The sequence below is a fragment of the Embleya sp. NPDC059237 genome (assembly GCF_042754105.1).
Lineage (GTDB): Bacteria > Actinomycetota > Actinomycetes > Streptomycetales > Streptomycetaceae > Embleya.
Window position 1 is genome coordinate 722,056 of the sequence record NZ_JBHZAE010000002.1, and the last position, 23,133, is coordinate 745,188.

The following is a 23,133-nucleotide window of genomic DNA, read 5'->3' on the forward strand; positions in this document are numbered from 1 at the left end:
CCCCGGCGGGGTCAGCGGTAGGTCAAGCCCGAGAGTTGCAGGGCGAGTCGGCGGCGCACGGCGGGGATCCGGGTGAGCGTGCGCAGCACGGTGTTGCGCAGGGGGCGCAGCGCCGGGGTGAGGGTGGCCACCCGGGTCATCCGGTCGGCGAGCCTGACGATGCGTTCGGCGATCGGGCGGCGGGTGGCGCCGTAGGTGTCCAGGGCCGTGGTGGGGCCGCCGTCGAGTACCGAGCCCAGCGCCTCGGCCAGGGTCACCGCGTCGAGGATGCCGGCGTTCATGCCCTGGCCACCGGCCGGGCTGTGTATGTGGGCGGCGTCGCCGGCGAGCAGGATCCGGCCCGCGCGGTAGGTGTCGGCGATCCGGTGGTGAACCCGGAAGCGCGATCCCCAGACGACCTCCTCGACCACCACGCGGCCGGTCTTCGAACCGCGTACGTCGAGGAGTTCCTGGACGTAGGCCGCCGACGGCTCGTGCGGCGCGTCGGCGACCGGCGCGACGATCCGGTGCCGACCGCCCGGGAGCGGGGCGAGCACGACGAGGCCGGCGGGCGCAAAGTACAGGACCACCTCGTCGGCCGCGACCGCGCCGCTCAGCCGTACGTCGGCGAGGACGAACGACTCGGCGTAGGTGCCGCCCTGGAAGCCGATCCCGGCCTGGTCGCGCACCGTGCTGTGCATGCCGTCGGCGCCGACCACCCAGCCGGCGCGGAGACGTTCGCCGCTCTCGAAGGTCGCGGTCACGCCGTCGGCGTCCTGGTCGAGGGAGGTCACCCGGTACGGCCGCAGGACGGTGCCGCCGAGTGCGGTAAGGCGGTCGAGGAGGGCGGCCTCGGTGGTGGCCTGGGAGACCATCAGCGAGTACGGGTACTCCGTGGGCAGGTCGGTGAAGTCGATCCGGACCACCACGCGGTCCCGGTCGCGGACGGTGAACGTCGGCGCGGGGATGCCCTGCGCGACGAGCGGCGCGGCGACTCCGAGCGGGGCCAGTACCTCGAGGGTGCGGGCGTGCACGACGGCGGCGCGCGAGGTCTGCTCGGCGGCCGTGTGGGCGTCGACGACGGTGACGTCCCGGCCCTGGGCGGCGAGGGCCAGGGCGAGGGTCAGTCCGGCGGGGCCGGCGCCGACGACGAGGACGTCGGTGGTGGCGGGGAGTCGGGTGCTCATCGGGGGCTCCTCGGGTGGGGATCGGAGGCCGGGATCGAAGCCCGGGCCCGTTGGCCAACGTTTGTTGGCCAACGCTTGTTGGCATAACCATGGCGCTCCCGCGACGGTAAGTCAACATGCGTTGGCCTACAATCGTTGGCATGAATACTCCGCGAAGGTCGTCCATCGAGACCAAGGCCGTGATCCTGGCCGCCGCCCGGGAACGATTCGGCGCCGACGGCTACGAGCGGGCCACTATTCGGGCGATCGCCTCGGATGCGGCGATCGATCCGTCGATGGTGATGCGTTACTTCGGCACGAAGGAGAAGTTGTTCGCCGCTGCGGCGGACGTCGATCTGCGGTTGCCCGCGCTCGATGCGGTCCCGCGCTCGCAGCTCGGAGCGGTGCTCTCGGCGCACTTCCTCGACCGGTGGGAGGGGGACGAGGCGATGCTGATCCTGCTGCGGACCGGGGTGACGAACGACGACGCCGCCGAGCGTATGCGCGCGGTATTCGCGGACCAGCTCGCCCCGCTCGTACTCCGCACCTGCCCGAACCCCGCCGAGGCCCCCCGGCGCGCCGGCCTGATCGCCACCCAGGTGCTCGGCCTCGCCCTGTGCCGATACGTCCTGCGGCTGCCGCCGATCGTGGCCATGACGCATCCCGAGGTGGTCGCCTGGCTCGGCCCCCAGATCCAACGCTGCTTGACGGGGAGCCTGGGGGCCGACGGTTCCGACGCCGATCGGGCACCCGCGTACGGTCTCGACGATTCGGGGGATTACCCCCGGTAGTCCGCGAGTTCGCCCGGTAGCGTCTCGATCGAGGCCGTATCGGCTGCGTCGAGCGGTGTCGCGCACACCGCCCCGGGAGGTGGCGCGTCATGTACAGGCACGCGGTTCGACCGCATCGCACGGCCCGCCGCCCGCTTCGGGCCCTACCGTTCACCGGACTTCGGCGTCCCGACGGGTGGGCGCCGCGCGCGGCGGCTCGACACCCGCGACGCCGGGGCGACCGAGGGATGCGGCTTGGGCCATGCCGGAGACGCACGCTTCGGCCGACATCCGCGCTGTCGATGGCGATCGTGCTGATCGTGCTCGCGGCGCTGGCGTCGTGTACGTCCGCCCGCTCCACGACGTCCGGCGCACCCGCCGCCTCGCCCACCGGACGCCCCGACGCCGGGGCGACCGCACCCGGGTTCGCTCCCGGAGCCGCCGGCGAACCACCCGCCGCCTGCGGAAGCCCCACCGCGAGCCTGCGGCCCGCCCCCGGCCCGCCCCGCGCGGCCGACTACCGTACCGAGGGCTCGCTCACCCGCATCCTGGAGCGGGGCTACCTGACCGTCGGGATCGACCAGAGCGCCTACCCGTTCGGCTACGCCGACGTGACCGACCACAACCGGCTCAAGGGCTTCGACGTCGACCTGGTGCGGGAGATCACCGCGGACCTGTTCGGCGGCAACGACCCGAGCCGACTGCGCTTTCGGGTGGTGCCGAACAACATCCGCGAACAGTCGGTCGCGGACGGCACGGTGGACATCGTGGCGAAGTCCGTCACCGTCAACTGCCGTCGGCGGGCCGTGGTCGACTTCAGCTCGGTCTACTACGAGTCGGGCCAGCGGGTACTGATCGTCGACGACACCCCGGCCGCGGGCGCCGACCACACGAAGGGCCTCGCCGGTCTGCCGACCGGGACCAGGGTGTGTACGGTCGGCGGCACCACCGCCGCGGACGCGGTACACACCACGCGGGGCCTGGTCGACGTCACCGGCGACAACTGGACGGACTGCCTCGTCCGCATCCAGCAGGGCCAGGCCGACGCGGCGGTCGGCGACGACACCGTCATGGCCGGCCTCCAGGCGCAGGACCGCTTCATCCGCGTGGTCGGGCCCAAGTTGACCAGCGAGCCCTACGGGCTCGAAATCGGCAAGGGCAAACCGGACTTGGTCCGCTTCGTCAACGCGTCCCTCGAACGCATCCGGCACGACGGCACCTGGCGTCGGTTGTTCGACACCTACCTGGGTCGCTACATCCCGGAGTCGGGGGGTGTGACGGCGCCGGAGGCGGAGTACCGCGACTGAGCGGGCGCGCGGAGCCGGGCGGGCGGCGCGGCTCGTCCGTCGCCCGGGCGGGGTCGGGGTGGTGGCGGCGGTCGCGGTCGCGGTGCACCGTTGTCGAACGCTACGTCGGCGACAGGTCGTCCCCCGGCACGATCAGCCCAGACTCGTAGGCGATGACCACCAGTTGCGGCCGGTCCCGGGCGCCGAGCCGGGCCATGATGCGGCTCACGTGCGTCTTGGCGGTCAGCGGGCTGAGCCCGAGCAGCGTGCCGATCTCCGCGTTCGTCAGCCCTCGTCCGACCAGCGTCAACACCTCGCGTTCGCGCGCCGACAGGTCGGCCACCCGAGCCGAGCCCGGCGTACCCGTGCTCGCCGTCGCCGGCATCCGCAACACGCGCGAGATCAACCGTGCGGTCGGGCCGGGCGACAGCAGCGCCTCGCCGGCCCCGATCGTGCGGATGGCGGCCAGGAGTTCGGCCGGGCGCGTGTCCTTGACCAGGAACCCGCCGGCACCGGCGCGCAACGCGGCCAGCACGTTCTCGTCGTCCTCGTAGGTCGTCAACACCAGCACCCGGATCCGGGACAACTCCGGATCCGCCGCGATCAGCCGCGTCGCCTCGATGCCGTCCAGGATCGGCATCCGGATGTCCATCACCACGACGTCCGGCCTGCACTCCCGGGCGAGTTCCAGCGCGGCCCGCCCGTCGGCGGCCTCACCGACCACCTCCATGTCGGCCGCCGAGGACACCAACATCGCGAACGCCGACCGCACCAGATGCTGATCGTCGGCCAGCAACACCCGCAAGGCATCGCCCATCACACACTCCCCCGTTCATCCGAAACCCGCCGGCCGGGGCGGTCGGGACGGTCGGCACGGCCGGCACAACCGGCGCGGCCGGGCAGTCGGCACGACGAAGTCGCCTTCACCCCGCGCCCTCCGACCGTGCCATCGGCAACACCGCCGAGACCGCGAACCCGCCCTCGGGAGCCGGGCCCGCGACCAACGTGCCACCAACGCTGCGGGCCCGTTCGGTCATTCCGAGAATGCCGAAGCCGGTGCCCTCCCCGACCCCGTTCGCGTGCCCGTCGTCGACCACGCGCACCCGCAACTCGGTGTCTTCGGCGCTCAGTTCGACCCGGACCGTGCGCGCATGCGAGTGCTTGACCACGTTCGTCAGCGCCTCCTGCACGATCCGGTATACGGCGACGCCCACCTCGGGCGCGGGCGTCGGGCCGTCGTGTCCGGTCAGGGTGACGTCGATGCCGGCGGAGCGGGCCGCGCCCGCCAGCGGGACCAGGCCGTCGAGACCGGCCAGGCCCGGCACCGCCTCGTACGACGCGACCTCTTCGGCATCGCGCAACACCGCGAGCGTGGCCCGCAGTTCGTGGCGGGCGTCCCGACAGGTCTGCGCGATCGTGTCCAACGCGCCCACCATGACCGTAGGGTCGGCCGGCGGCTCCTGCGCGGCGAGGTGCGCGGCCACCCCCGCCTGGACGCCGATCAGCGTGATGCTGTGCGCCAGCAGATCGTGCAAGTCTCGTGCGATCCGCAGGCGTTCCTCGGCGACCCGCCGCCGGGCCACCTCGTCCCGGGTGCGTTCGGCGCGCTCGGCCCGATCGATGATCGCGCTCACGTAGTCGTGATGGCTGCGCCACGCCTGGCCCGCGACCACCGCCGCGACCACCCAGCCCGCCATCCCGCAACGATCGCGCCAGCTCGGCCCGTCGGTACCGCCCAGGGTCATCGCCACGACCGCCACGGTCAGCGCCGCCACGCCGACCACGACGGCCGCCCCGCGCCGCACGTACGCCGCGTATGTCCCCAACGCCACCAACGCCGGCACCGCGGCGCTCTCGTGCAGGTATTCGCGGTGGTGATAGGGCACGGTGAGCGCGAACGTCAGCACCAGCACCGTTCCCGGCCGGACCCGACGCCAGGCGAGCGGAATCGTGGCACCGACCAGCAGCACCACCCCGACCGGGTCCAGCGCCCGCTGCGCCGACCACACCTGCGCCGCGCCGAGCGCCCCCGCCGCCAACAGGACGGCGAGCAGGGCGTCCGCGACGGACGCCCCACCCCACCTCGTTCGTGTCGTCACACCGCCATCTTCCGGGTCGACACGGGCGGTTGCGCCTGCCGGGTCCCGGTCGTGTCCCGCGCGGGCCGTCGGGACAGCGGGCCGGGCCACCAGATCCACCGATCCAGCGCCACGCTCGCCGCGGTGACCAGGAACGTCCGGACCAGGAACGTATCGATCAACACCCCCACCGCGACCACGAATCCGAGTTCCACGAGGGAGACCAGCGGCAGCAGCGCGAGGACCGAGAAGGTCGCCGCGAGCACGAACCCGGCCGAGGCGATCACCCCGCCCGTGGTCTCCAGCGCGGCCGGCGCGGCAATCCGCACCGAATCCCCGCGCAGCGCCATCTCCCGCACGCGGTGCATCAGGAAGATGCCGTAGTCCACCCCGAGCGCGACCAGGAACACGAAGGTCAGCAGCGGCGTTTGCGCGTCCACGCCCGCGTACCCGAAGCCGTGCTCGAAGACCAGCCCGCCCAGTCCGAGCGACGCCGCCCAGACCAAGCCGACGGCGGCGACCAGAATCAGCGGCGCCACCAGGCTGCGCAACAGCACGATCAACACCAGCAATACCGCGAGCAGTACGAGCGGCACAACGACGCGGCGGTCCCTGGCCGTGGTGTGCGCGGTGTCCATCTGCTGCGCGGTGGGGCCGCCGACCCGGGCATCCGGTACCGCACGCAGGCGTTCGATCGTGGCATGCTCCCCGGCCGACTCGGGTCGATCCTTCGCGAAGGCCAGGATCTCCGTCCAACCACCGGCCGTTCGTCCCTGACGCACATGCTCGACCCCCTCGGTCGAGCCCACCGCCGCCAGCACGTCCCCGGCCCGCTCGCTCCGCGCCAGCACCGCGATCGGCGCACCGGACTGCTCGGGGAAGGCCGTGCTCAACGTCTCCTGGGCCACGATCGACTCGGGCTTCTTCGTGAAGCCGTCGCTCTGCCGCAGCGCGCCCGGCAACCCGAACGCGGTCAACGCCCCGGCCCCGAGCAGCACCACTCCCGCGACGAGCACGGCAATCGGTCGCCGCGACACCGCCGTTCCGATCCGCGCGTACGCCCCACGCCCCAGCTTCGGCGCCCTCCCGAACACCGGCACGAACGGCCAGAACACCCGCCGCCCGAGCAACACGAGGATCGCCGGCAGCAGGGTCGTCATCACCGCGAGCGCGCACACCACGCCCACCGCCCCGACCGGCCCCATGCCCCGACTGCTGTTCAGATCGGCGGCGGTGAGGCAGAGCAGCCCGACCACGACCGTCCCCGACGAGGCCAGCACGGCGGGCCCGCAACCGCGCAGCGCGGCGAGCATGGCCACCAACGGCCGTTCGTGTACTCGTAGTTCCTCGCGGTAGCGGGCCACCAGGAGCAACGCGTAGTCGGTGCCCGCTCCGAACACGAGCACCGTCAGCACGCCGGAGCTCTGCCCGGTGACGGTGATCCCGAATGCGCGCACCAACCCGTACACCGTCGCCGTCGCGACGGCGACGGCGACTCCGGCGCAGACGAGCGGGACGATCCAGAGGTAGGGGCTGCGGTAGGTCAGCATGAGCAATACCGCCACCACGAGCACGCTCGCGAGCATCAGCGTCCCGTCGATGGACGAGAACACCTCCTGCATGTCCGCCGTGATGCCGCCGGGGCCACCGACACGCACGCTGAGTCCGTCGGGATGCCGCTCCACGAGGGTGCGGATGTCCGGCACGATGTCGTCCGGTTCGGCGCCCCGGCGGTCGACGGACAACGCGTAGCGCAGCGTGGTGTGATCGACCGACTCCTGCGCGGCCGGCGCCGCGCCACCCACGAGCGGATGCCGAGCCACCACGTCGGCGACCCCCGCGGCGGCCGTCTGCCGATCGGCGGGCGTCAATCCGCCGTCGCGGCGATACACGATCTGCACGTCCATGGCGTCGCCGCCCGGCAACCCGCCCTGGATCCGCGCCACTTGGGTGGACTCGGCGTTGGCGGGCAGGTAGTCCACGGCCTCGTTGCGCTGCACGTCACCGAGCTTGGCGGCGAACATCCCCGCCACCAGCACCACCAACACCCACCCGCCCACCACAACCCACGGCAACCCCCACAACCGCCCCCGCCGCGACGGCCGCGGCCGTGACCGTACGGGCACACCCGGGTCGCCCCCCGAGCCGCTCTCTTCCCGCGCCAAAATCTCCATGCCCCAAGGCTTCCGCCCAACCCCACCCCACTCGTCCGGCCAAGGACCGATCTCCGCATTACTCCACCCGACGTCAAGCAACCCCCACTAATCCCAGAGGAGTAACCCACCCCTCCCCAGCGGGCCGGCGCAGCACGACGTACATCGGTGAAGACCGCAGGAACCGCGCAGCGCAGCAGTGAAGGCCCGGACAGCAGACGCGGAGCGCAACGCGGGGGTGCAGGCGCCGAGATCGGACAGCGCCGGGCGCGCGAGGACCACCGACGCACGGACGGAGTGAGGGCGGACACGGGGACACCGGGGCGGAGCACGCGTGAGGCGAGGGCGGAGGCGCCGCAGCAGGCGCGGGCAACGAGCAGGGACCACAGGCGCGCGGGCCGGGCCGGAATGCGGCGGGGAGGGCGGAAGTCGCGCGTCGGACGTGGGGCGATGGCGAGGCCCTGTGCCGCCCAGACGGGGACAACCCCGCGGCCCCCGTTCGTCCCATCAGGCGCCGGCATCAGCCACCAAACCACGCCTGCCGCCAACCCCAGCGGCATCCGCCCACCGGCCGTCACCTCAGGACGCAGTCCAGCGCCGCCCACGGCCGAAAGCCACGGCGCAACCACCCCGGCCGGCACACCGACGGCTCCCCAGAGCGGTCGTCAGCCGTCGCCACGGTACGAATGGCCCCGCCAGGACCCGCATCCCAGCCACCACAACGTGCGCCGGCGCCCGAGTCCGCAAACGAACCCGCCACCCCGCCACCCCGCCACCCCGCCACCCCGCCACCCCGCCACCAACGACGGTTCAGCCGCCTCGGGCACCCGGCCCATGGTCCAACGTCACCGCAGGGGCAACTCGGTTCCGCTCACCGCCAGAGTCCGCCGCGCCAACTGCCGCAGCGCGCAAACGCCTTCCCCGGGCAGCGCGGTCTCGACCCGAGTCGCCGCCCCCTCCGGCCATCCCGCCTCGGCACCGTGCAACACGCCTGCGATCGAGCCCACCAACGGCGCGGTGGCATGAACGTCCCACCCGCCGCGCACAGTCAGCCCAATCTGCCGAGCGGGATCGGCGTCTCCCCACAACAACCCAGCCGCGATCAGCCCCGCGCTCCCCGACGCGTCGTGCCGATCGTCGCTCCCGGACTCTCGTCGTACCTCGGCGACCACTTGGTCCCAGGCCCACCCACGCGCAGACGCAACCAACACATCCCGAACCACCCGCGACACCCCCGACTTCACCGGAACGTGCCGCAACGAAACACCGACCGCCTGCGCCGCATCCCGAGCCGTGAAGGCCGCCGCCGCAAGGGCAGCACACCACATGGCGGCGTACACCCCCTCCCCGGCATGCGACACCACCGCATCCTTCCGAGCCAACCGAGCCGCCCGCCTCGGATCCCCGGGCGCCACATAGCCATACAGGTCGGCCCGCGTCATCGCCTCACCCGACCCGCTCCCATCACCTGCCGTGGTCGGGGGCAAATCCCCCTCAAGCAAACGCAGATACGCGGCCTGCTCCGCCGCAAAGGCCCGTAGGAACGGCAGGGTAAGCAACCACAATCCGCCAACCTGCGCACTCGTGAACCCCGGCCCGTACGACTCCAAAACCCGCAGACTCAAAACCGCCCGATCAACCGCGTCACTGCGATCCTCGGCCGGACCGGAACCCAATCCCTGCCTCGCCTCACGGGCGCCAAGGCATCGCCCGATCCATCCCCCGTGGATCCGATCGAACAACACGGCGCGAACCGGCGGCAGATCAATCCCCCCGGCCGGAGGCAGCAGTTCATCAACCAACGCATCAACCCCCGAGATCTTTTCCCGACTCGACTCGTCTCGCAACAATCCATCCCCCCGCAAGCCATCGAACTCCATCGACTTCCCAGGAATCACGCCCGGTCCAGAAGCTCTTGCCCAGGACGATCCACCCCGCAAGCATCGTGGCGCCAACCGCCTCCGAAGCACCTGTCTCAAGCCAAATGTTCGTGGTGTCAAACACCTCGGTGCCGCCCATCTCTGCAGCACTCGTCTCCAGAGCACACAATCGTGCACCAATCATTTCAAAGTAAACGATCGTTTCGCCCATCTTGGGCCGGTCCTCGCGTTGATCGGGTTACCTCACAGGCCCACCCCGGAATCACCGTCAAAGCCAATCATCTCGAGAAGACGACCTTGTCCCGGACGACCCCGCGAGCAAATCTTCACGAATTCGATCGTCGCTCACCGTATTCGCTTCACATGCTTGGCTTTCACCCTCTTGCTTCGTGCCGGTCGACTTCGACGCTCAATGCTCGGTCACCCCTCGTCCCGGCTCCCGGCCCCGACACCCCGCACCCACTGCCGAACCGAAGACCTCGATGTATGGGATGACTCCTCGGCGGGCCTGCGCACGGTTCGTGGAGAGATACCGCTTCGGGCGGCGAACGCACGCAGGAAACATGGGGCCGGGCGACCCAGGGTCGGACCGGCGGCCCCGGCGCCGGAAGCGCTGCTCTCCGGTACCTCGCTCGCCGAGAGGCCGTCGGAGCTGATCGACCACCTCACCCCGGCCACCGTCGGCGAGGTGGGCGGGGCTCTCGACTGACCCAGCGCCCCCTAACCTCGGGCCCTGCACGCCCGGGGCCGGGGAGGACGGCCGACCAAGCCGTCGCGACCGAGCGGCAACCCGACGAGCGACAGGCCCGGCTCGAAGCGCGGCTGCGCGCCGGTCCGGTTCGTAGACGGCCGGCGGCCCGGACGCCGGGGCACATACTCCGTCGCCGCCGTAGGGACCGGGGCCGATCAGTTCGTGGGGTTGGTGGCCTCGGATGGGAGGTCGACGGTGTCCGATGTGGACGGCGCGGTGACATCGACCGGCTTGCCGAGGTCGGACCACTCGACGGTGCCGTTCTCCGGGAGTTCCAGCCGGATCGGCACCGGGTTCCCCGTGGCGGGCACGTGCAACCGTGGGCCGCCACACAGCCCCGGCACGATCGTTCGCGTGCCGTCGACGATCTCCTCGGAGCGTTCCTTGGCCGGGGATCGCCAGTCCGTGACGACCGTTGCGACGTTGCCGTACTCCGCGATCCGGGTGATGTCCTCGAAGCGCGAGTCGTCCGCGTCGATCCGGACGTACTTGTCGCGGCGCCCGGCCGCGGCGTTCGCGTCGGCCGGCCTCAGGGCCGCCTTCCAGTATTCGTCCGGGGCTTTGAGGTAGACGTTCGAGCCGACCCGACGCAGTTCCAGTCGGTGCCCGCCGAGCCCCCGGCGCGGCCGGGGCCGGTACGCGGTCGGCCCCGAGGGGCACGGTAATCGACCGGCCGCCGCAACTGTCACGTGCCTCGTCACCGTCACGCGAACGGCCGCTCTCCACTGCTCCGAAACCCCGCCCGGGCCGCGGCGGGCACCGACCGGCGCGCCCAGGGCGAGCGTTCGGTCCGCGAACCAAAGCACAACGTCCGTCGGAACACCCCGACCCACTCGCGAGAGCCTCCGAAAAACCGACCGAACCCAAGCCCTGCGTTCGACGCGACAGCCCGCCGGGTCGGGCTGCGGCGCGCCGGGTGGCCGAAAGCAAGTCCCGTGCCTTGCAGTCGGCTTGAGAACCGGCGGGGTCGGTGGTGCATCGCGGCGGGCGTCCAGGGGCGCGATCCGCGCCCCTGCCGTCGAGGTTGGGCCCCGCCAGGTCGGGCAGCCGTGCCCCGCAGTCGGCGTCCGCGGCCGACGCGTGGCCTGCCGTCGAGGTGGAAGCCCGCCAGGGCACCCGGAGGCGCATCTCGGCCGGCATCCCCGGACGGAGCCACATGTCTGCCGTCGAGGTTGACCCCGTCGGATCACGCGGCTGGGCCCCACAGCCTCCATCCCCGGGCGCGGCCCCGCGCCCTGCCATCAAGAATCGGCCCCGCCAGGTCCGGCCGCCACGCCCCGCAACCCGCCCCCGTCGGCGAGGCCGGCACCCGCCCGTCGGGGTCGAGCCCCGCCGACCCCGGCAGCCGCCCCCGCAAGCAAGGCCGAATGCCTCCCGTCGCGCCCTCGCCCCGCCGCCCCGGCCCCCAACCCGCCCCCTCCCGACACGCCCGTCGGTTTGGTTGACCCCGGGTGTCGGGAGTTGCGGAAACGACCTAAATGTGACGCCCTATCACATCGCCTGCGCAGGCGGCGGAAGCACCCCGGCACGGGCTATTGGCAAGCCTTGACGAAGTTCAGACGCAACCCGCTGAAATTCGTCACGACCCAGGGGGTTCGCAAGCGCCGCGAATCGCGTACCTTATCGGCCATGACCTCGGCTCGCGCCTATGACGGCGGCATCTACTCGCCGTATTCGGAGACCCCGATCTACGACCGGCTGGTGGCCGAACGGGGCCGGCCGGAGATCGGCCCCTTCAACGTGCCCCTCCCGGACTTCGCCATGCACCCGCTCTTCGGCGAACGACCGGCGCTCCCCGCCCTTCCGGCGCTGCCCTCCTCGTACTCGTCGCCCGCGCCCGCGTACGGCTCGTCGACCCCGGGCTACGGCTACAACGCGCCCGCGCCGATGCCCGCGCTGCCCGCGCCGCTGCCGGTGCCCGCGCAGTACGGTGGCGCTCCGCAGTACGGGGGCGGTCAGTACAACAACGCGCCCATGTCGGGCTATGCGTCGATGGCCCCGGCCGCGCCGCAGGCTCCGCAGCCGGCCGTGCACCAGTCGCAGCCGGGTGCCGGGCAGTACGCCGCGCAGTACGTCCAGCCGCCGCAGGTTCCCGCGCCGCGTGTGCCGAACATGGGCGAGCCTGGCCAATTCCCGCCCCGTTACTGAGCGAACGACGCCGAGCGCACGCCCGAGCAAGGTCGAGTACCGAGAGTCGTCATACCCGTACGTCCCGCGTGGCCGTCCCCGAGCCGAGGCGTCGCGCGGAGCCGCCGTCGGCCCTCACGGGCCGGCGTGAAACAGTGAAGCCATGCGCCACCGCCACCTCGCCTCCCTGCACCTGTACCCGATCAAGTCCACCCGTGGCATCGACCTCTCCGAGGCCGTGGTCGAGCCGTGGGGCCTTGCCGGGGACCGGCGTTGGATGTTGGTGGACACCACCGGACGGTTTCTCAGCCAACGCAAGCAGCCCCTGCTCGCGACCGTGGCAGTACGTCAGGAGGACGGCGGACGACTGGTCGTCCGCGCGCCCTCGATGGACGAACTCCGGATCGAGCCGCCCGCCGAGGTCCGGCTCGTGCCGGTGACGGTCTGGAACGACGAGGTCGAGGCCGCCGTGGGCCCGGACGACGCGCATACGTGGTTCGGGAAGTTGCTGGGCATCGACGTGCGGCTCGTCTACCTGGACGACCCGACCCGGCGGTTGCCCGATCAGAGGTTCGCGGACTCATCCGATCGAGTGAGCTTCGCGGACGGCTTTCCGCTGCTCCTGACCACGACGGGTTCACTCGAAGCGCTGAACGGTCTCGTCGAATCCCCACTGCCGATGAACCGTTTCCGCCCCAACGTGGTCATCGACGAGCCCGAGGCCTGGGCCGAGGACCGCTGGCGTCGGATTCGGATCGGCGATGTCGTCTTCCGCGTGGTCAAGCCGTGTTCGCGCTGTGTCATCACCACCACCGACCAGTGGACCGGCGAACGCGGCCCCGAACCGCTCCGGACCCTGGGCAGACACCGCCGCTTCGGTACCAAGCTGGTCTTCGGCCAGAACCTGGTCCCCGAACTCCCCGCCCACACCACCGGCATCCTCCACGTGGGCGACACCTTCGAAGTCCTCGAAGCGGACTGATTCGAAGTCCTCGAAACAGACTGACCGGACCACGGCGCGGCCGGCCCCGCGCGCACCGCGCCACACCGCCCCGCCCCGCCACCCGGCGCACCGGCGTCACTCACGTGGGTGACATCCTCCGCGCGCCCCGACCCCACGCCCCCGGTCCCCCGACACGCTGATACCCCCACTACCTAGGACCGTCCGGCACGTTCCTGCCGGGTGAGGGGCGCGACTCCATGGCTACCGTCACGTTCGACCGAGCCACCCGCCGGTACACCAAGGGCGACAGGCCCGCCGTCGACCAGCTCTCGCTGGAGATCGGCGACGGCGAATTCCTCGTCCTGGTCGGCCCGTCCGGCTCCGGGAAGAGCACTGCCCTGCGGATGCTCGCGGGCCTGGAGGACGTGAACTCGGGCGCGATCCGCATCGGCGACCGCGATGTCACCAACCTCGAACCCAAGGACCGCGACATCGCGATGGTGTTCCAGAACTACGCGCTCTACCCGCACATGTCGGTGGCCGAGAACATGGCCTTCGCGCTCAAGATCGCACATCGGCCGAAGGACGAGATCGCCCGACGCGTCACCGAGGCCGCGAAGATCCTCGACCTCACCGAATACCTCGACCGCAAGCCGAAGGCGCTCTCCGGCGGTCAGCGCCAACGCGTCGCGATGGGCCGCGCGATCGTCCGCGAACCGCGCGTATTCCTGATGGACGAGCCGCTGTCCAACCTCGACGCCAAGCTCCGCGTCCAGACCCGCATCCAAATCGCGGGCCTGCAACGGCGGTTGGGCACCACCACGGTCTACGTGACGCACGACCAGGTCGAGGCGATGACCATGGGCGACCGCGTCGCCGTACTCCGCGACGGCATCCTCCAACAGGTCGACACCCCACGTCGGATGTACGAGCACCCGAACAACGTGTTCGTGGCCGGCTTCATCGGCTCGCCGTCGATGAACCTGATCGACACCGAACTGACCGAGGACGGCTTCCGGTTCGGCGACGCCCCGATCCCGCTCACCCGCGGGGCGCTGGAAACGGCCCGCGCCGAGAAGGCCGAGCGGATCACGGTCGGCATCCGCCCGGAGCACCTGGAGGTCACCTCCGACGCGGACGCCGGCGGCCTGCCCGTCACGGTGGACGTGGTCGAGGAACTGGGCTCCGACGCCTACGTATACGGCACCGCCCGGGTCGACGACTCGCCCGCGCCCCTGGTCGTCCGGGTGCCCGGCAATCGGGTGCCGCACAAGGGCGAGACGCTGCGGGTGACCCCCCGCATCGACGAGATCCACAAGTTCTCGAAGTCCACCGGCGAACGCCTCGCCGACTGAAGTTCACGCACCCGCACACGCACGCGCCCACGCACACGCCCGGGCTCACCGCGCCCGGGCGCCGAGGGTCCCTCAGCCGGCCGCCTCCCCGAACGCCTGCCGCAGGTGGGTGGTTCGCTGCCGGGTCGGGTCGGCGGCCACCGCGGCGGCGAGGGCCGGACCGGCCGCGTGCACGATCGAGACGTGGCGTTCGCCTCGCGTGACGAGCGTGTACATGAGGGCCCTGGTGTAGGCGTCGGCGCCCTCGGCGGGCAGTACGACCACCGCGGCCGGACGCCGCACGCCCAGGGATTGACGGGCCGTCAGGGCCCAACCGTGGCGAAGCTCCGTCGGGGGTACCGCCTCCGGCGCGGCCGTCCCGAAGAGCACGACCGCCCGCCCGTCGGGCAGGAGTTCGCGCACCGTCCCCTGGACCACCCCGCAACTCGGGTCGGTCGTGGCCCGGATCACCCGGTCGCCGACGTCGATGGCGCCCGGCGTCGGCGAACTCCCGCCGCCCGGAACCGGGTTGAGCCGCGCCTTCAGGGCGGCGTTGAGCGCGTTCGCGCCGGCGGGCCCCGTGGCCAGGGGAGCGACGACCAGCACGTCCCGCGCCGCGATGCCGATCGCCCTCGGAATCGAGTCGGCCACCAACTGGGCGCAGCGATGGGCGGCTTCCTCGCCGGTGCGGGCGGGGATCAGCACGACACGGCGCTCGGGATCCCGAATCGGTGGCAGCCGGCCGTCCCGGATGCCGTCCGCGAGCGCTTCGAGGGGTCCGTCCGGGACGTTCGGCGCGACCAGCGCACGGATCGCGCCGGTGGCGGCCAAATCGGTGAACACCCGTCCCGGACCGGTCGATTCGAGGCCGGCCGGGTCGCCGGCCAGCAGGAGCCTGGCGCCGTCGGGAACCGCCTCGAAAATCGCCGCCGCGGCCGTGACGTCGAGCAGGGTCGCGTCCGTGACGACGAGGAGGTCGAGTTCGAGGGTGCCGTCCGGGCCACGTTCCATCGCGGCCAACTCGCGCAGACCGACCGCACCGGCGCCGAGGCGATCCCGGCCGTCGGTGGTCGGGGCGACCACGACCGCCCGAAGCCCGGCCGCCCGAACCTTCGCGACGACGGCCGAAATCGCTGCGGGCGGCTCCTCACCGGGGCCCGCGGCGTAGAGCACGACGCCGGTCGAAGCCAGCGCCCGATCCAGCTTGCCGTCGCCGAACGCCGGCCAGGGCTCGACCGTCGACATCAGCCGCACGACTGCCTCGGCGATGGCCTCCTCGGCAAGGGCGTAGTCGTCCAGGGCGAGCAGCACACCACCGACGGCGGCGAGTTCGTCGGGTTCCTCGAAGTCGGCCTCGAAGTCCCCGTCGCCGTCGTCCGTTTCGTCGAAGTCGCCGTCCTCCTCGCCCCCCGCCTCGGCGGAGGCGGCAGGTACGGCGGCGAAGGCCATCACCCGACCCTCGGCCAATATGGCGCGCAACGCCGTATCGGGCTCACCCACCTCGAAGTGCCCGAGCGCCGCCCGAACGGCATCGGCCTCGATCGCGGTATCCCCCTGGCGAGCGGCCCGGCGAAGCAGCCACAGCACAATCGCCCGCACCCGCCGAGGATCGTCGGCGGCCCACGCGGCACCCACCGCCCCACGCGCGAACAGGTCGGCCTGCTGCGGCGCGATCCCCGCCACGCCGAGCAATGCCCACGGATCACCCGCCAACAGCTCCGCCGCCTCGCTCCCCAGCGCGGCAACCACCCGGGGAGCCATTCCCTCGGGAGCCCCGGCAGCCCCCAGCAGCCGAGCAACATCGGCAACCACGACACCGAACGGCCGCCGCTCCACCTCCCCCACCCCCGGATCGGAGGCACCGCCACCACCACCGGGCCGCCCCCAGGCCTCACGCTCGCGCCCACCGCCCTCGCCAACGCCCGGCCCCCGGGGCGTACCGCTCTCGCCCACCATCGGGGACCTGCCGCCGTCACCCCCAAAAGCAAGGGCACCACCGCCCCTCCCGAAGCCCGACCCATCGCCGTCGCCATCCGGAGCAGCGACAACATCGCTCTCGGCGTCCGAGCCGGGGGAAGCGTCCTCGGTACCGGCGTCGACGGCCTCCACGGCGTCGGCGCCGCGCGCAGCCTTCGGGTGAAGTGACCTCACCTCCGCTGCCCGATCCCGGTCGGCGCGCGCGGAGCCCTCGTCGGCGGGCTCAGGCGTCGCGGCCGTCGCGTCGGCGGCGTTCGGCGGTCGGACTGCGCTCTCATCGGCCGCGAGTCGGGCGTCGCCGCCGCCGGCCGGGTTCGTCGGACCGCCCACCGGCTCCGACAGCTGAGGGGCGAGAGCGGCGCTGTCGGGGGTCCCGGTCTCCGTGCCCTGGTCAACCGGCGAGGTCGTGGCCGCGTCGCCGGTGGCCGGGCTTGGCGAAGCGTCGGCAGGGGCCGGACCGTCCGATTCGACAGCGGCGCCCTCGTTGTCCGGCTCCGGCGGGAGGTCCAGGTCGCGGATGCGCCGAGGGACACGCCGGGTGCCCCGATCGGGCAACGCTTCGTCACCGGCCTCGGTCTCTCGATGGGACAACGCTTCGTCACCGGCCTCCGGCTCCCGACGGGGCGGCGCTTCCTCACCGGCCCCGGGCTCTCGGTGGGACCGTGCCCCTTCACCCGCTTCCGGCTCTTGACGAGGCGCTGCCTCGTCACCGACCTCGACCTCTCGACGGGACGGCGCATCATCGCCGTCCTCGACCTCTCGGCGGGCCTGTTCGTCCGTCGACGAGGGAGCAGACACCGGATCCTCCGCAGCGGCCAGGTCGTCCGAAGCCCCCTCGCCACGGGCCTTCTCGGCCGCCGCCGCAGCCTCGGCTGCGGCCTGCGCTTCGGCCTCGGCGGCGGCAATCGCGGCGGCCTCGGCCTCGGCGGCTTCCGCGGCCACCGTCGTGCGACGGCGGGCGCGCTCGGCGTGGTTCGGGTCGGCGGTCTCGATGTGCGCCACGCCGCCGACGACCTCGGGGGCCTCGCCGCGAGCCAACCTCGCGAGTTGGTCGCGAAGGAGGGCCACCGGGTCGGCCTTCGGCCGGTTGTCCCGGGCGTGCGACGGTTCGGGCTCCGGATCCGACGGCGCGTGCTCGGAGCCGGCCCGGGTCGGCGTGGTTCCGGGGCCGGCCCCGGCCCGACGCTCGGTCGCATCCTCCGAATCGGCTTCCGCACCGTCGCCGTTCACGCCGCCCGCACCGCCCACACTCACGTCAGCCACACCCGACCCACACTCGTCCGCTCGAACACCCCGACACACAACCGGCCACGCCGGTGTCACCGACCCTCGCCGGAATCGATGGTCCCAAACTGCCGTACCCGGCCGTCCGACACCTTCCGCCGCACCGAAGCCGCCCCTCTCGACCCACCCGATCCAGCGAAACCCCCGACGGGCGCGCCCCCGAACACCGACCTCACCCCGACCAACGCCGACCCGACATCCGTCCCGACGACGACCCGCCAACCGCACGCTCCGCACACCCAACCAACCAGGACCGACCGACACTCGGCAGCCCCACGGCCCCACAGCCCCCGCCGCTGTCGGTCCCCGGCAATACCGTGCCAACCGCCCGCCAAGCCACCGGCGCGCGGGAAGGACACCATGATCGACATCAAGGTCACCCAAGGCAGCCTCGACGACGTAGCGGACTTCGTCTCGATGCTCTACGAGCACACCACCTGGCTGCTCCCGACGCGCTACGTCGACCTGCCCGAAACCCTGGAGTGGGAGGAACCCCCGCCGATCGTCAAACAGGTGCTGCGCCACACCCGCGCCGGCCGAACGCGAATCTGCCGGCACCCGTCGGACGGCATCACCGGCGGCTCCGTACCGACCGACGAGGCCCCGGAGTTCGTCCCGCCGGCCGACGAGCCCGAGCTATACCTGTACCTCCTGGTCAGCGATGCGAGGCACTGGGATCTCGACATCGCGGCCCTGGTCGCCGACGCCCGGGCCGAAGCCGCCCGGCGCGGCATCCGACTGCTCCGCACGCACTGTCGGACCGGCGAGGACGGTTGGCTCGTGCACGACTACGAGAAGCTCGGCTTCACCCCGACCCTGGAGTTCGAGGTGCTGCGCGCGGACGGGTCGTTCTGGCCCGGCCAGGTGCTCGAAACCCGGGTATGAGCCCGCCGCGCCCCATCGGACCACCGACGCCCCCCTAAGCCTGGCTCCACGAATCGTCCGGGTAGCCCGTCATCGGCTGGGAGACGTCCTCCAACGCGTTCCGGATCTCGGTCGGAAGCGTCACGGACTCCGCCGCCAACGACGCGCGGAGCTGGCCGGCGTTGCGGGCGCCCACGATCGGCGCGACCACGCCCGGCCGGTCGCGGACCCAGGCCAGGGCCACCTCGATCGGAGCCGCGCCCAGGCCGTCGGCGGCGGTGGCCAGGGCGTCGACGATGCGGCGGGAGTGGTCGTCCAGGTACGGGGCGACGAAGGGGCCCATGTGGGCGGATGCGCCCCGGGAGTCGGCCGGCATGGCGTGGCGATACTTCCCCGTCAGCACCCCGCGTCCCAGCGGCGACCACGGGAGCAGGCCGACGCCCAGGTCGAGGGCCGCAGGCAGGACCTCGCGTTCGATGCCGCGTTGCAGCAGCGAGTACTCCACCTGCGTACTGGCCACCACCACCCGGCCGGGGGCCGCCGACTGCCACGTGGCCGCCTTCGCCAGTTGCCAGCCGGAGAAGTTGGACACCCCGACGTACCTGGCCCGCCCGCTGGTGACCGCCAGGTCGAGCGCGTGCAGGGTCTCCTCGAGCGGCGTCGACGGGTCGTACGCGTGCAACTGCCACAGGTCGACATGGTCCGTGCCGAGGCGGGCCAGCGAGTGGTCGAGCGCCTGGAGCAGGTGGCCGCGCGAGCCGTCGAAGCGGCGCTCGCTGTACGGCACGCTCGCGGCCTTGGTCGCGATCACCACCTCCGAGCGCGGGATGTACCCGTCGAGGAGGCGGCCGATCATGTACTCGGCCTCACCGTCGGCGTATACGTCGGCGGTGTCCACGAGGTTCCCGCCGGCATCCAGATATGCCTTCATCTGGTCGGCCGCGTCGTGCTCGTCGGTGTCTCGTCCCCATGTCATGGTGCCCAGCCCCATGCGGGAGACCCGCAGGCCGGTGCGGCCGAGATGTCGCTGCTCCATGGCACCGGAGACTAGCCGTTCCCTCCCCCGCGCCGCCGTTGGCGGGGCCGTTCGGCGGTATGCCGGCGAGACAGGTTACCGACGGGTAGGTCACGCGGTATGGTCTGCCGAGGCGACAGGCAGCGCCAACCAGTCGGACGAACGCCGGACGAACGCCGTCCCGGCGTGAGACGGACGTCGGACAGACGTCGAACAGGGGGTCCGCGGAGATGCGACTCGGAATCAACCTCGGCTACTTCGGCGCCGGCAACGACGCCGACAATCTGGCCGTCGCCCAGGAGGCCGACCGGCTCGGCTACGCGGTCTGCTGGGCCGCGGAGGCCTACGGCTCGGACGCGGCCACCGTGCTGTCCTGGGTCGCGGCGCAGACCACCCGAATCGACGTCGGCTCGGCGATCTTCCAGATCCCGGCCCGGACGCCGACCATGACCGCGATGACCGCCGCGACGCTCGACGTGCTCTCCGGCGGCCGGTTCCGGCTCGGCCTGGGCGTGTCCGGGCCGCAGGTGTCCGAGGGCTGGTACGGGGTCAAGTTCGACAAGCCGCTCGCCCGCACCCGCGAGTACGTCGAGGTGATCCGCAAGGCGATGCGCCGCGAGCGGGTCGCCCACGAGGGCGCCAACTGGACGCTGCCGCTGCCCGGCGGCCCGGGCAAGCCGCTCAAGCTCACCGTGCACCCGGTACGCGAGCACATCCCGCTCTACATCGCCGCCGTGGGCCCGAAGAACCTGGAGTTGACCGGCGAGATCGCCGACGGCTGGCTGGGTGTCTTCTACGCCCCGGAGCACGCCGAGGAATCGCTCGTACACATCCGCGCCGGCCGGGAGAAGGCCGGCCTGGCGATGACCGACTTCGACGTCGTGCCGACCGTCCCGCTCGTGGTCGGCGACGACCCTCGGCAGGCGGCCGAACAGGTGCGCGGCTACGCCGCGTTGTACGTCGGCGGGATGGGCAGCCGGGACCAGAACTTCTACAACCGGCTCGCGGTCCGCATGGGCTACGAGGCCGAGGCCAAGGAGATCCAGGACAGGTTCCTGGCGAAGGACTACGCGGGCGCGGGCGCGGCCGTCCCGTACGACTTCATCGACAAGACCAGCCTGCTCGGCGGCCGGGAGCGGATCGCGGAGCGTATGCAGGCCTACGCCGACACCGGCGTGACCACCCTGACCATCGCGCCCAACGGCAGCACCCTCGACGAACGGGTGGCGGCGCTGCGCCTGGCCGCCGAGGCGCTGGACCTCTCCGGCACCGGCTCCTGACCCGACGGCGGGCCCGACACACCTGGCGTGTGTCTTCAAACCCCCGTCGGGCTCCGCGACGCCCGGCACCGCACCTCGCCGCCCCGGAGAAACAGGCGAATGGAACCACTGTGCACCTGCTTCTCCGGCACGCCGATGCACGGCATCCGCCCTTCGGGCTCCTCGCTGCGCTCACGCCGCGGAGCTCGGCGGGGGTTCGAAGACACGCGCCAGGGCCCGCCGCACGATCATCCACGCCGCACCCGCAGCGCCCGAAGCACCCACCCGCACCGACACCCTCAGCGCGGCCCCGGCACCCGCGCCGCGATCACCTCGGCGAACTCCAACAGCCGGCGAATCTGCCCCGGCCCGCCGTCCTCCAACGACTTGCTGAACCGGTACGCCTCCTGCCGGAAGCGCCCCGTCGACGCGCCGTCCTCCCCGCGCACCGTCGCCACCTCCTGCAGCGTCGGCGTGGCCAGGAACACGAACGCGCCGCGCAGTTGCCGCCGCCCGTCGTTGTCGGTGCCCACCAGGGTGCGTATCCCGACGTGCGACACCGACCCGAGCGGAATCACCTGCACGGAGGAATCCAGCACCGTGCCACCGGGCGCGGACGGGTCGGTCATGTCCTCGCTGTGCCACAGCACCAGGCGCCGGTCGTCGCAGACCGCCGCCTCCTGCCAGACCGAGGTGCCGTTCGCGTTGATGTCCACGACCCGTTCGAGCGTGAAGCCGCGCACGGGACGGCGGCCCAGCACCGAGCCCAGGGCCTCCATCGCCACGTCCGGGTGCAGCAGGTAGGACCGCACCGCGTCCTCCAGCTGGGTGTGCGCGGACCAGTCGGCCCCGGCGGCTCCGGCCCCCGGAACCTGGGCCGGGCGCGTCCCCGATGTGCGCTGCCTGCCCGACTTGCCGAACATCCCCACCTGCTTCCGCCGCGTCTGTACAAGCAGAAGCCTACGAGAGTCCGGCGTGGGCGGTGCCGGCGTCCACCGCTTGATCGCTCACGGAACGAAATCAGGCCGCGGCGGGGGAGTCCAGTGCATCCCCGCCACGGCCGGTACCGAGTTCAACGACCACACCCGACAAAGGACACGCCGGCGGAACCGGAGCCCCGGACGCGCCGGCCACCGAAACCGGTACGGCGGTGACCGAACACGGAGCCCACCCCGCCCCCTACAACCACCCGCTCCGCCGGAACATGCGATGCAACCCCACACACGACAGCACCATCAGCGCCACCGCCCCCGGGTACCCCCACACCGACTTCAGCTCCGGCATGTGCTCGAAGTTCATCCCGTACACGCCCGCGATCATCGTCGGCACCGCGAAGATCGCCGCCCACGCGGAGATCTTGCGCATGTCCTCGTTCTGCCGCACACCCACCTGCGCGAGGTGCGCGCCCAGGACGTCGGACAACAACCGGTCGAACGATTCGATCTGTTCGGTGACCCTGGTCACGTGGTCGGCAACATCCCGAAAGAACGGCCGGGTGTCGGCCGGGACGAAGGCGACCTCGGACGTGGCCAGCCGCCGTATCGGCTCGATCAGCGGCAGCGCGGCGCGCCGGCACTCCAGGACCTCGCGCTTGAGCAGGTAGATCCGCTCGGCGTCGTTCTCCCGGCTCGGCGAGAAGACCCGCGCCTCCAGCTCCTCCAGGTCGGTCTCCAGCTCGCCGGCGATGGCGAGATAGGCGTCCACGACCGCGTCGGCGACCGCGTACATCACCGCGCCGGGACCGTGTTTGAGCAGCTTGGGCTGCTTCTCCACCCGGCGGCGCACGGACTTCAGCTCCGCGCCCGGACCGTGCCTGACGGTCACCACGAACGAGTCGCCGACGAACATCATCAGTTCGCCGGTCTCCACGGACGACGTCTCGTCGTAGTAGTGCAGCGTCTTCAGGACCAGGAAGATCGAGTCGTCGTAGGTCTCCAGCTTGGGCCGCTGGTGCGCGTGCAACGCGTCCTCGACCGCCAGCGGGTGCAGCCCGAACTCGCTCGTGACCAGGTCGAACTCGCTCGGCGTCGGCTCGTGCAGCCCGATCCACAGGAACGAGTCACCGACCCGCCGAGCCTCGTCCAGCGCGTCGGAGAAGTCGGCGGGTCCTTCGGTCCGGCGGCCGTTCGTATAGATGGCGCAGTCGACGATCACCCGGCCAGTTTGCCGGCTCACGCGCCCGACCGACTCGGCTCGACCCACCAACTGCCCCACCCCCACCCACGCCCCACCCACACCCCGGCCGCCCCCACCCACACCCCTCCCAC

17 protein-coding genes are annotated in these 23,133 nt (G+C 72.0%); 7 read left to right on the plus strand and 10 right to left on the minus strand.

All coding sequences use genetic code 11. The annotated features are described in order from the left end of the window. Positions 1–11 precede the first annotated feature (11 nt). The gene (locus ACFXKZ_RS09950) at positions 12–1,166 is read right to left on the minus strand and encodes an FAD-dependent oxidoreductase (protein ID WP_379998409.1); all 1,155 of its coding nucleotides are present in this window, start codon (positions 1,164–1,166) and stop codon (positions 12–14) included. Between the two features lie 140 nt (positions 1,167–1,306). Here ACFXKZ_RS09950 and ACFXKZ_RS09955 point away from each other — a divergent pair, with 140 nt between their 5' ends. Next, the gene (locus tag ACFXKZ_RS09955; protein WP_379998411.1) at positions 1,307–1,936 is read left to right on the plus strand and encodes a TetR family transcriptional regulator; all 630 of its coding nucleotides are present in this window, start codon (positions 1,307–1,309) and stop codon (positions 1,934–1,936) included. Between the two features lie 281 nt (positions 1,937–2,217). After that, the gene (locus ACFXKZ_RS09960) at positions 2,218–3,222 is read left to right on the plus strand and encodes a transporter substrate-binding domain-containing protein (RefSeq protein WP_379998413.1); all 1,005 of its coding nucleotides are present in this window, start codon (positions 2,218–2,220) and stop codon (positions 3,220–3,222) included. Positions 3,223–3,322: 100 nt separating this feature from the next. Here the strand turns inward: ACFXKZ_RS09960 and ACFXKZ_RS09965 are convergent, their stop codons facing one another. The 5 genes from ACFXKZ_RS09965 to ACFXKZ_RS09985 all read right to left on the minus strand — a co-directional run bounded on the left by ACFXKZ_RS09965 (position 3,323) and on the right by ACFXKZ_RS09985 (position 10,752). Further along, a complete protein-coding gene (locus tag ACFXKZ_RS09965) occupies positions 3,323–4,018 on the minus strand; it encodes a response regulator (RefSeq protein ID WP_379998415.1) in 696 nt (231 codons plus the stop codon). Positions 4,019–4,124: 106 nt separating this feature from the next. After that, a complete protein-coding gene (locus tag ACFXKZ_RS09970) occupies positions 4,125–5,300 on the minus strand; it encodes a sensor histidine kinase (protein ID WP_379998417.1) in 1,176 nt (391 codons plus the stop codon). Further along, positions 5,297–7,453 carry an MMPL family transporter gene (locus ACFXKZ_RS09975; protein WP_379998419.1) on the minus strand — a complete coding sequence of 719 codons (2,157 nt, stop codon included), beginning with the start codon at positions 7,451–7,453 and terminating at the stop codon, positions 5,297–5,299. Before ACFXKZ_RS09975 ends, ACFXKZ_RS09970 begins: the two co-directional genes overlap by 4 nt. 824 nt (positions 7,454–8,277) lie before the next feature. After that, entirely contained in the window at positions 8,278–9,312 is a 1,035-nt protein-coding gene (locus tag ACFXKZ_RS09980) for an ADP-ribosylglycohydrolase family protein (protein WP_379998421.1), read from the minus strand. Between the two features lie 906 nt (positions 9,313–10,218). Beyond that, on the minus strand, positions 10,219–10,752 hold the full coding sequence (locus ACFXKZ_RS09985) for a hypothetical protein (RefSeq protein WP_379998423.1): 534 nt from the start codon (positions 10,750–10,752) through the stop codon (positions 10,219–10,221). Between the two features lie 940 nt (positions 10,753–11,692). Here ACFXKZ_RS09985 and ACFXKZ_RS09990 point away from each other — a divergent pair. The 3 genes from ACFXKZ_RS09990 (at position 11,693) to ACFXKZ_RS10000 (ending at position 14,488) form a co-directional block, all read left to right on the plus strand. Continuing rightward, on the plus strand, positions 11,693–12,211 hold the full coding sequence (locus tag ACFXKZ_RS09990) for a DUF6643 family protein (protein ID WP_201260900.1): 519 nt from the start codon (positions 11,693–11,695) through the stop codon (positions 12,209–12,211). A gap of 142 nt (positions 12,212–12,353) precedes the next feature. Next, positions 12,354–13,172 carry an MOSC domain-containing protein gene (locus tag ACFXKZ_RS09995; protein WP_379998425.1) on the plus strand — a complete coding sequence of 273 codons (819 nt, stop codon included), beginning with the start codon at positions 12,354–12,356 and terminating at the stop codon, positions 13,170–13,172. Between the two features lie 218 nt (positions 13,173–13,390). Further along, positions 13,391–14,488 (plus strand): ABC transporter ATP-binding protein, encoded by a 1,098-nt coding sequence (locus tag ACFXKZ_RS10000; protein ID WP_379998429.1) that lies wholly within the window; start codon positions 13,391–13,393, stop codon positions 14,486–14,488. Positions 14,489–14,560: 72 nt separating this feature from the next. On the opposite strand, the gene ACFXKZ_RS10005 is transcribed toward ACFXKZ_RS10000, so the two are convergent. Next, entirely contained in the window at positions 14,561–17,698 is a 3,138-nt protein-coding gene (locus ACFXKZ_RS10005; protein WP_379998431.1) for a helix-hairpin-helix domain-containing protein, read from the minus strand. A 390-nt stretch (positions 17,699–18,088) separates the two neighbouring features. Between ACFXKZ_RS10005 and ACFXKZ_RS10010 the strand changes: the two genes are divergently transcribed. Then, the gene (locus ACFXKZ_RS10010) at positions 18,089–18,613 is read left to right on the plus strand and encodes a GNAT family N-acetyltransferase (protein WP_379998433.1); all 525 of its coding nucleotides are present in this window, start codon (positions 18,089–18,091) and stop codon (positions 18,611–18,613) included. 34 nt (positions 18,614–18,647) lie between these two features. Here ACFXKZ_RS10010 and ACFXKZ_RS10015 read toward each other — a convergent pair whose 3' ends face one another. Further along, a complete protein-coding gene (locus ACFXKZ_RS10015) occupies positions 18,648–19,628 on the minus strand; it encodes an aldo/keto reductase (RefSeq protein ID WP_379998435.1) in 981 nt (326 codons plus the stop codon). Between the two features lie 209 nt (positions 19,629–19,837). Between ACFXKZ_RS10015 and ACFXKZ_RS10020 the strand changes: the two genes are divergently transcribed. Next, positions 19,838–20,887, plus strand: a complete 1,050-nt coding sequence (locus ACFXKZ_RS10020) for an LLM class F420-dependent oxidoreductase (protein ID WP_379998437.1) — start codon at positions 19,838–19,840, stop codon at positions 20,885–20,887. Positions 20,888–21,165: 278 nt separating this feature from the next. Here ACFXKZ_RS10020 and ACFXKZ_RS10025 read toward each other — a convergent pair whose 3' ends face one another. Continuing rightward, positions 21,166–21,789 carry a hypothetical protein gene (locus tag ACFXKZ_RS10025; protein WP_379998438.1) on the minus strand — a complete coding sequence of 208 codons (624 nt, stop codon included), beginning with the start codon at positions 21,787–21,789 and terminating at the stop codon, positions 21,166–21,168. A 256-nt stretch (positions 21,790–22,045) separates the two neighbouring features. After that, entirely contained in the window at positions 22,046–23,020 is a 975-nt protein-coding gene (gene corA, locus ACFXKZ_RS10030) for a magnesium/cobalt transporter CorA (RefSeq protein WP_379998440.1), read from the minus strand. Positions 23,021–23,133 lie beyond the last annotated feature (113 nt).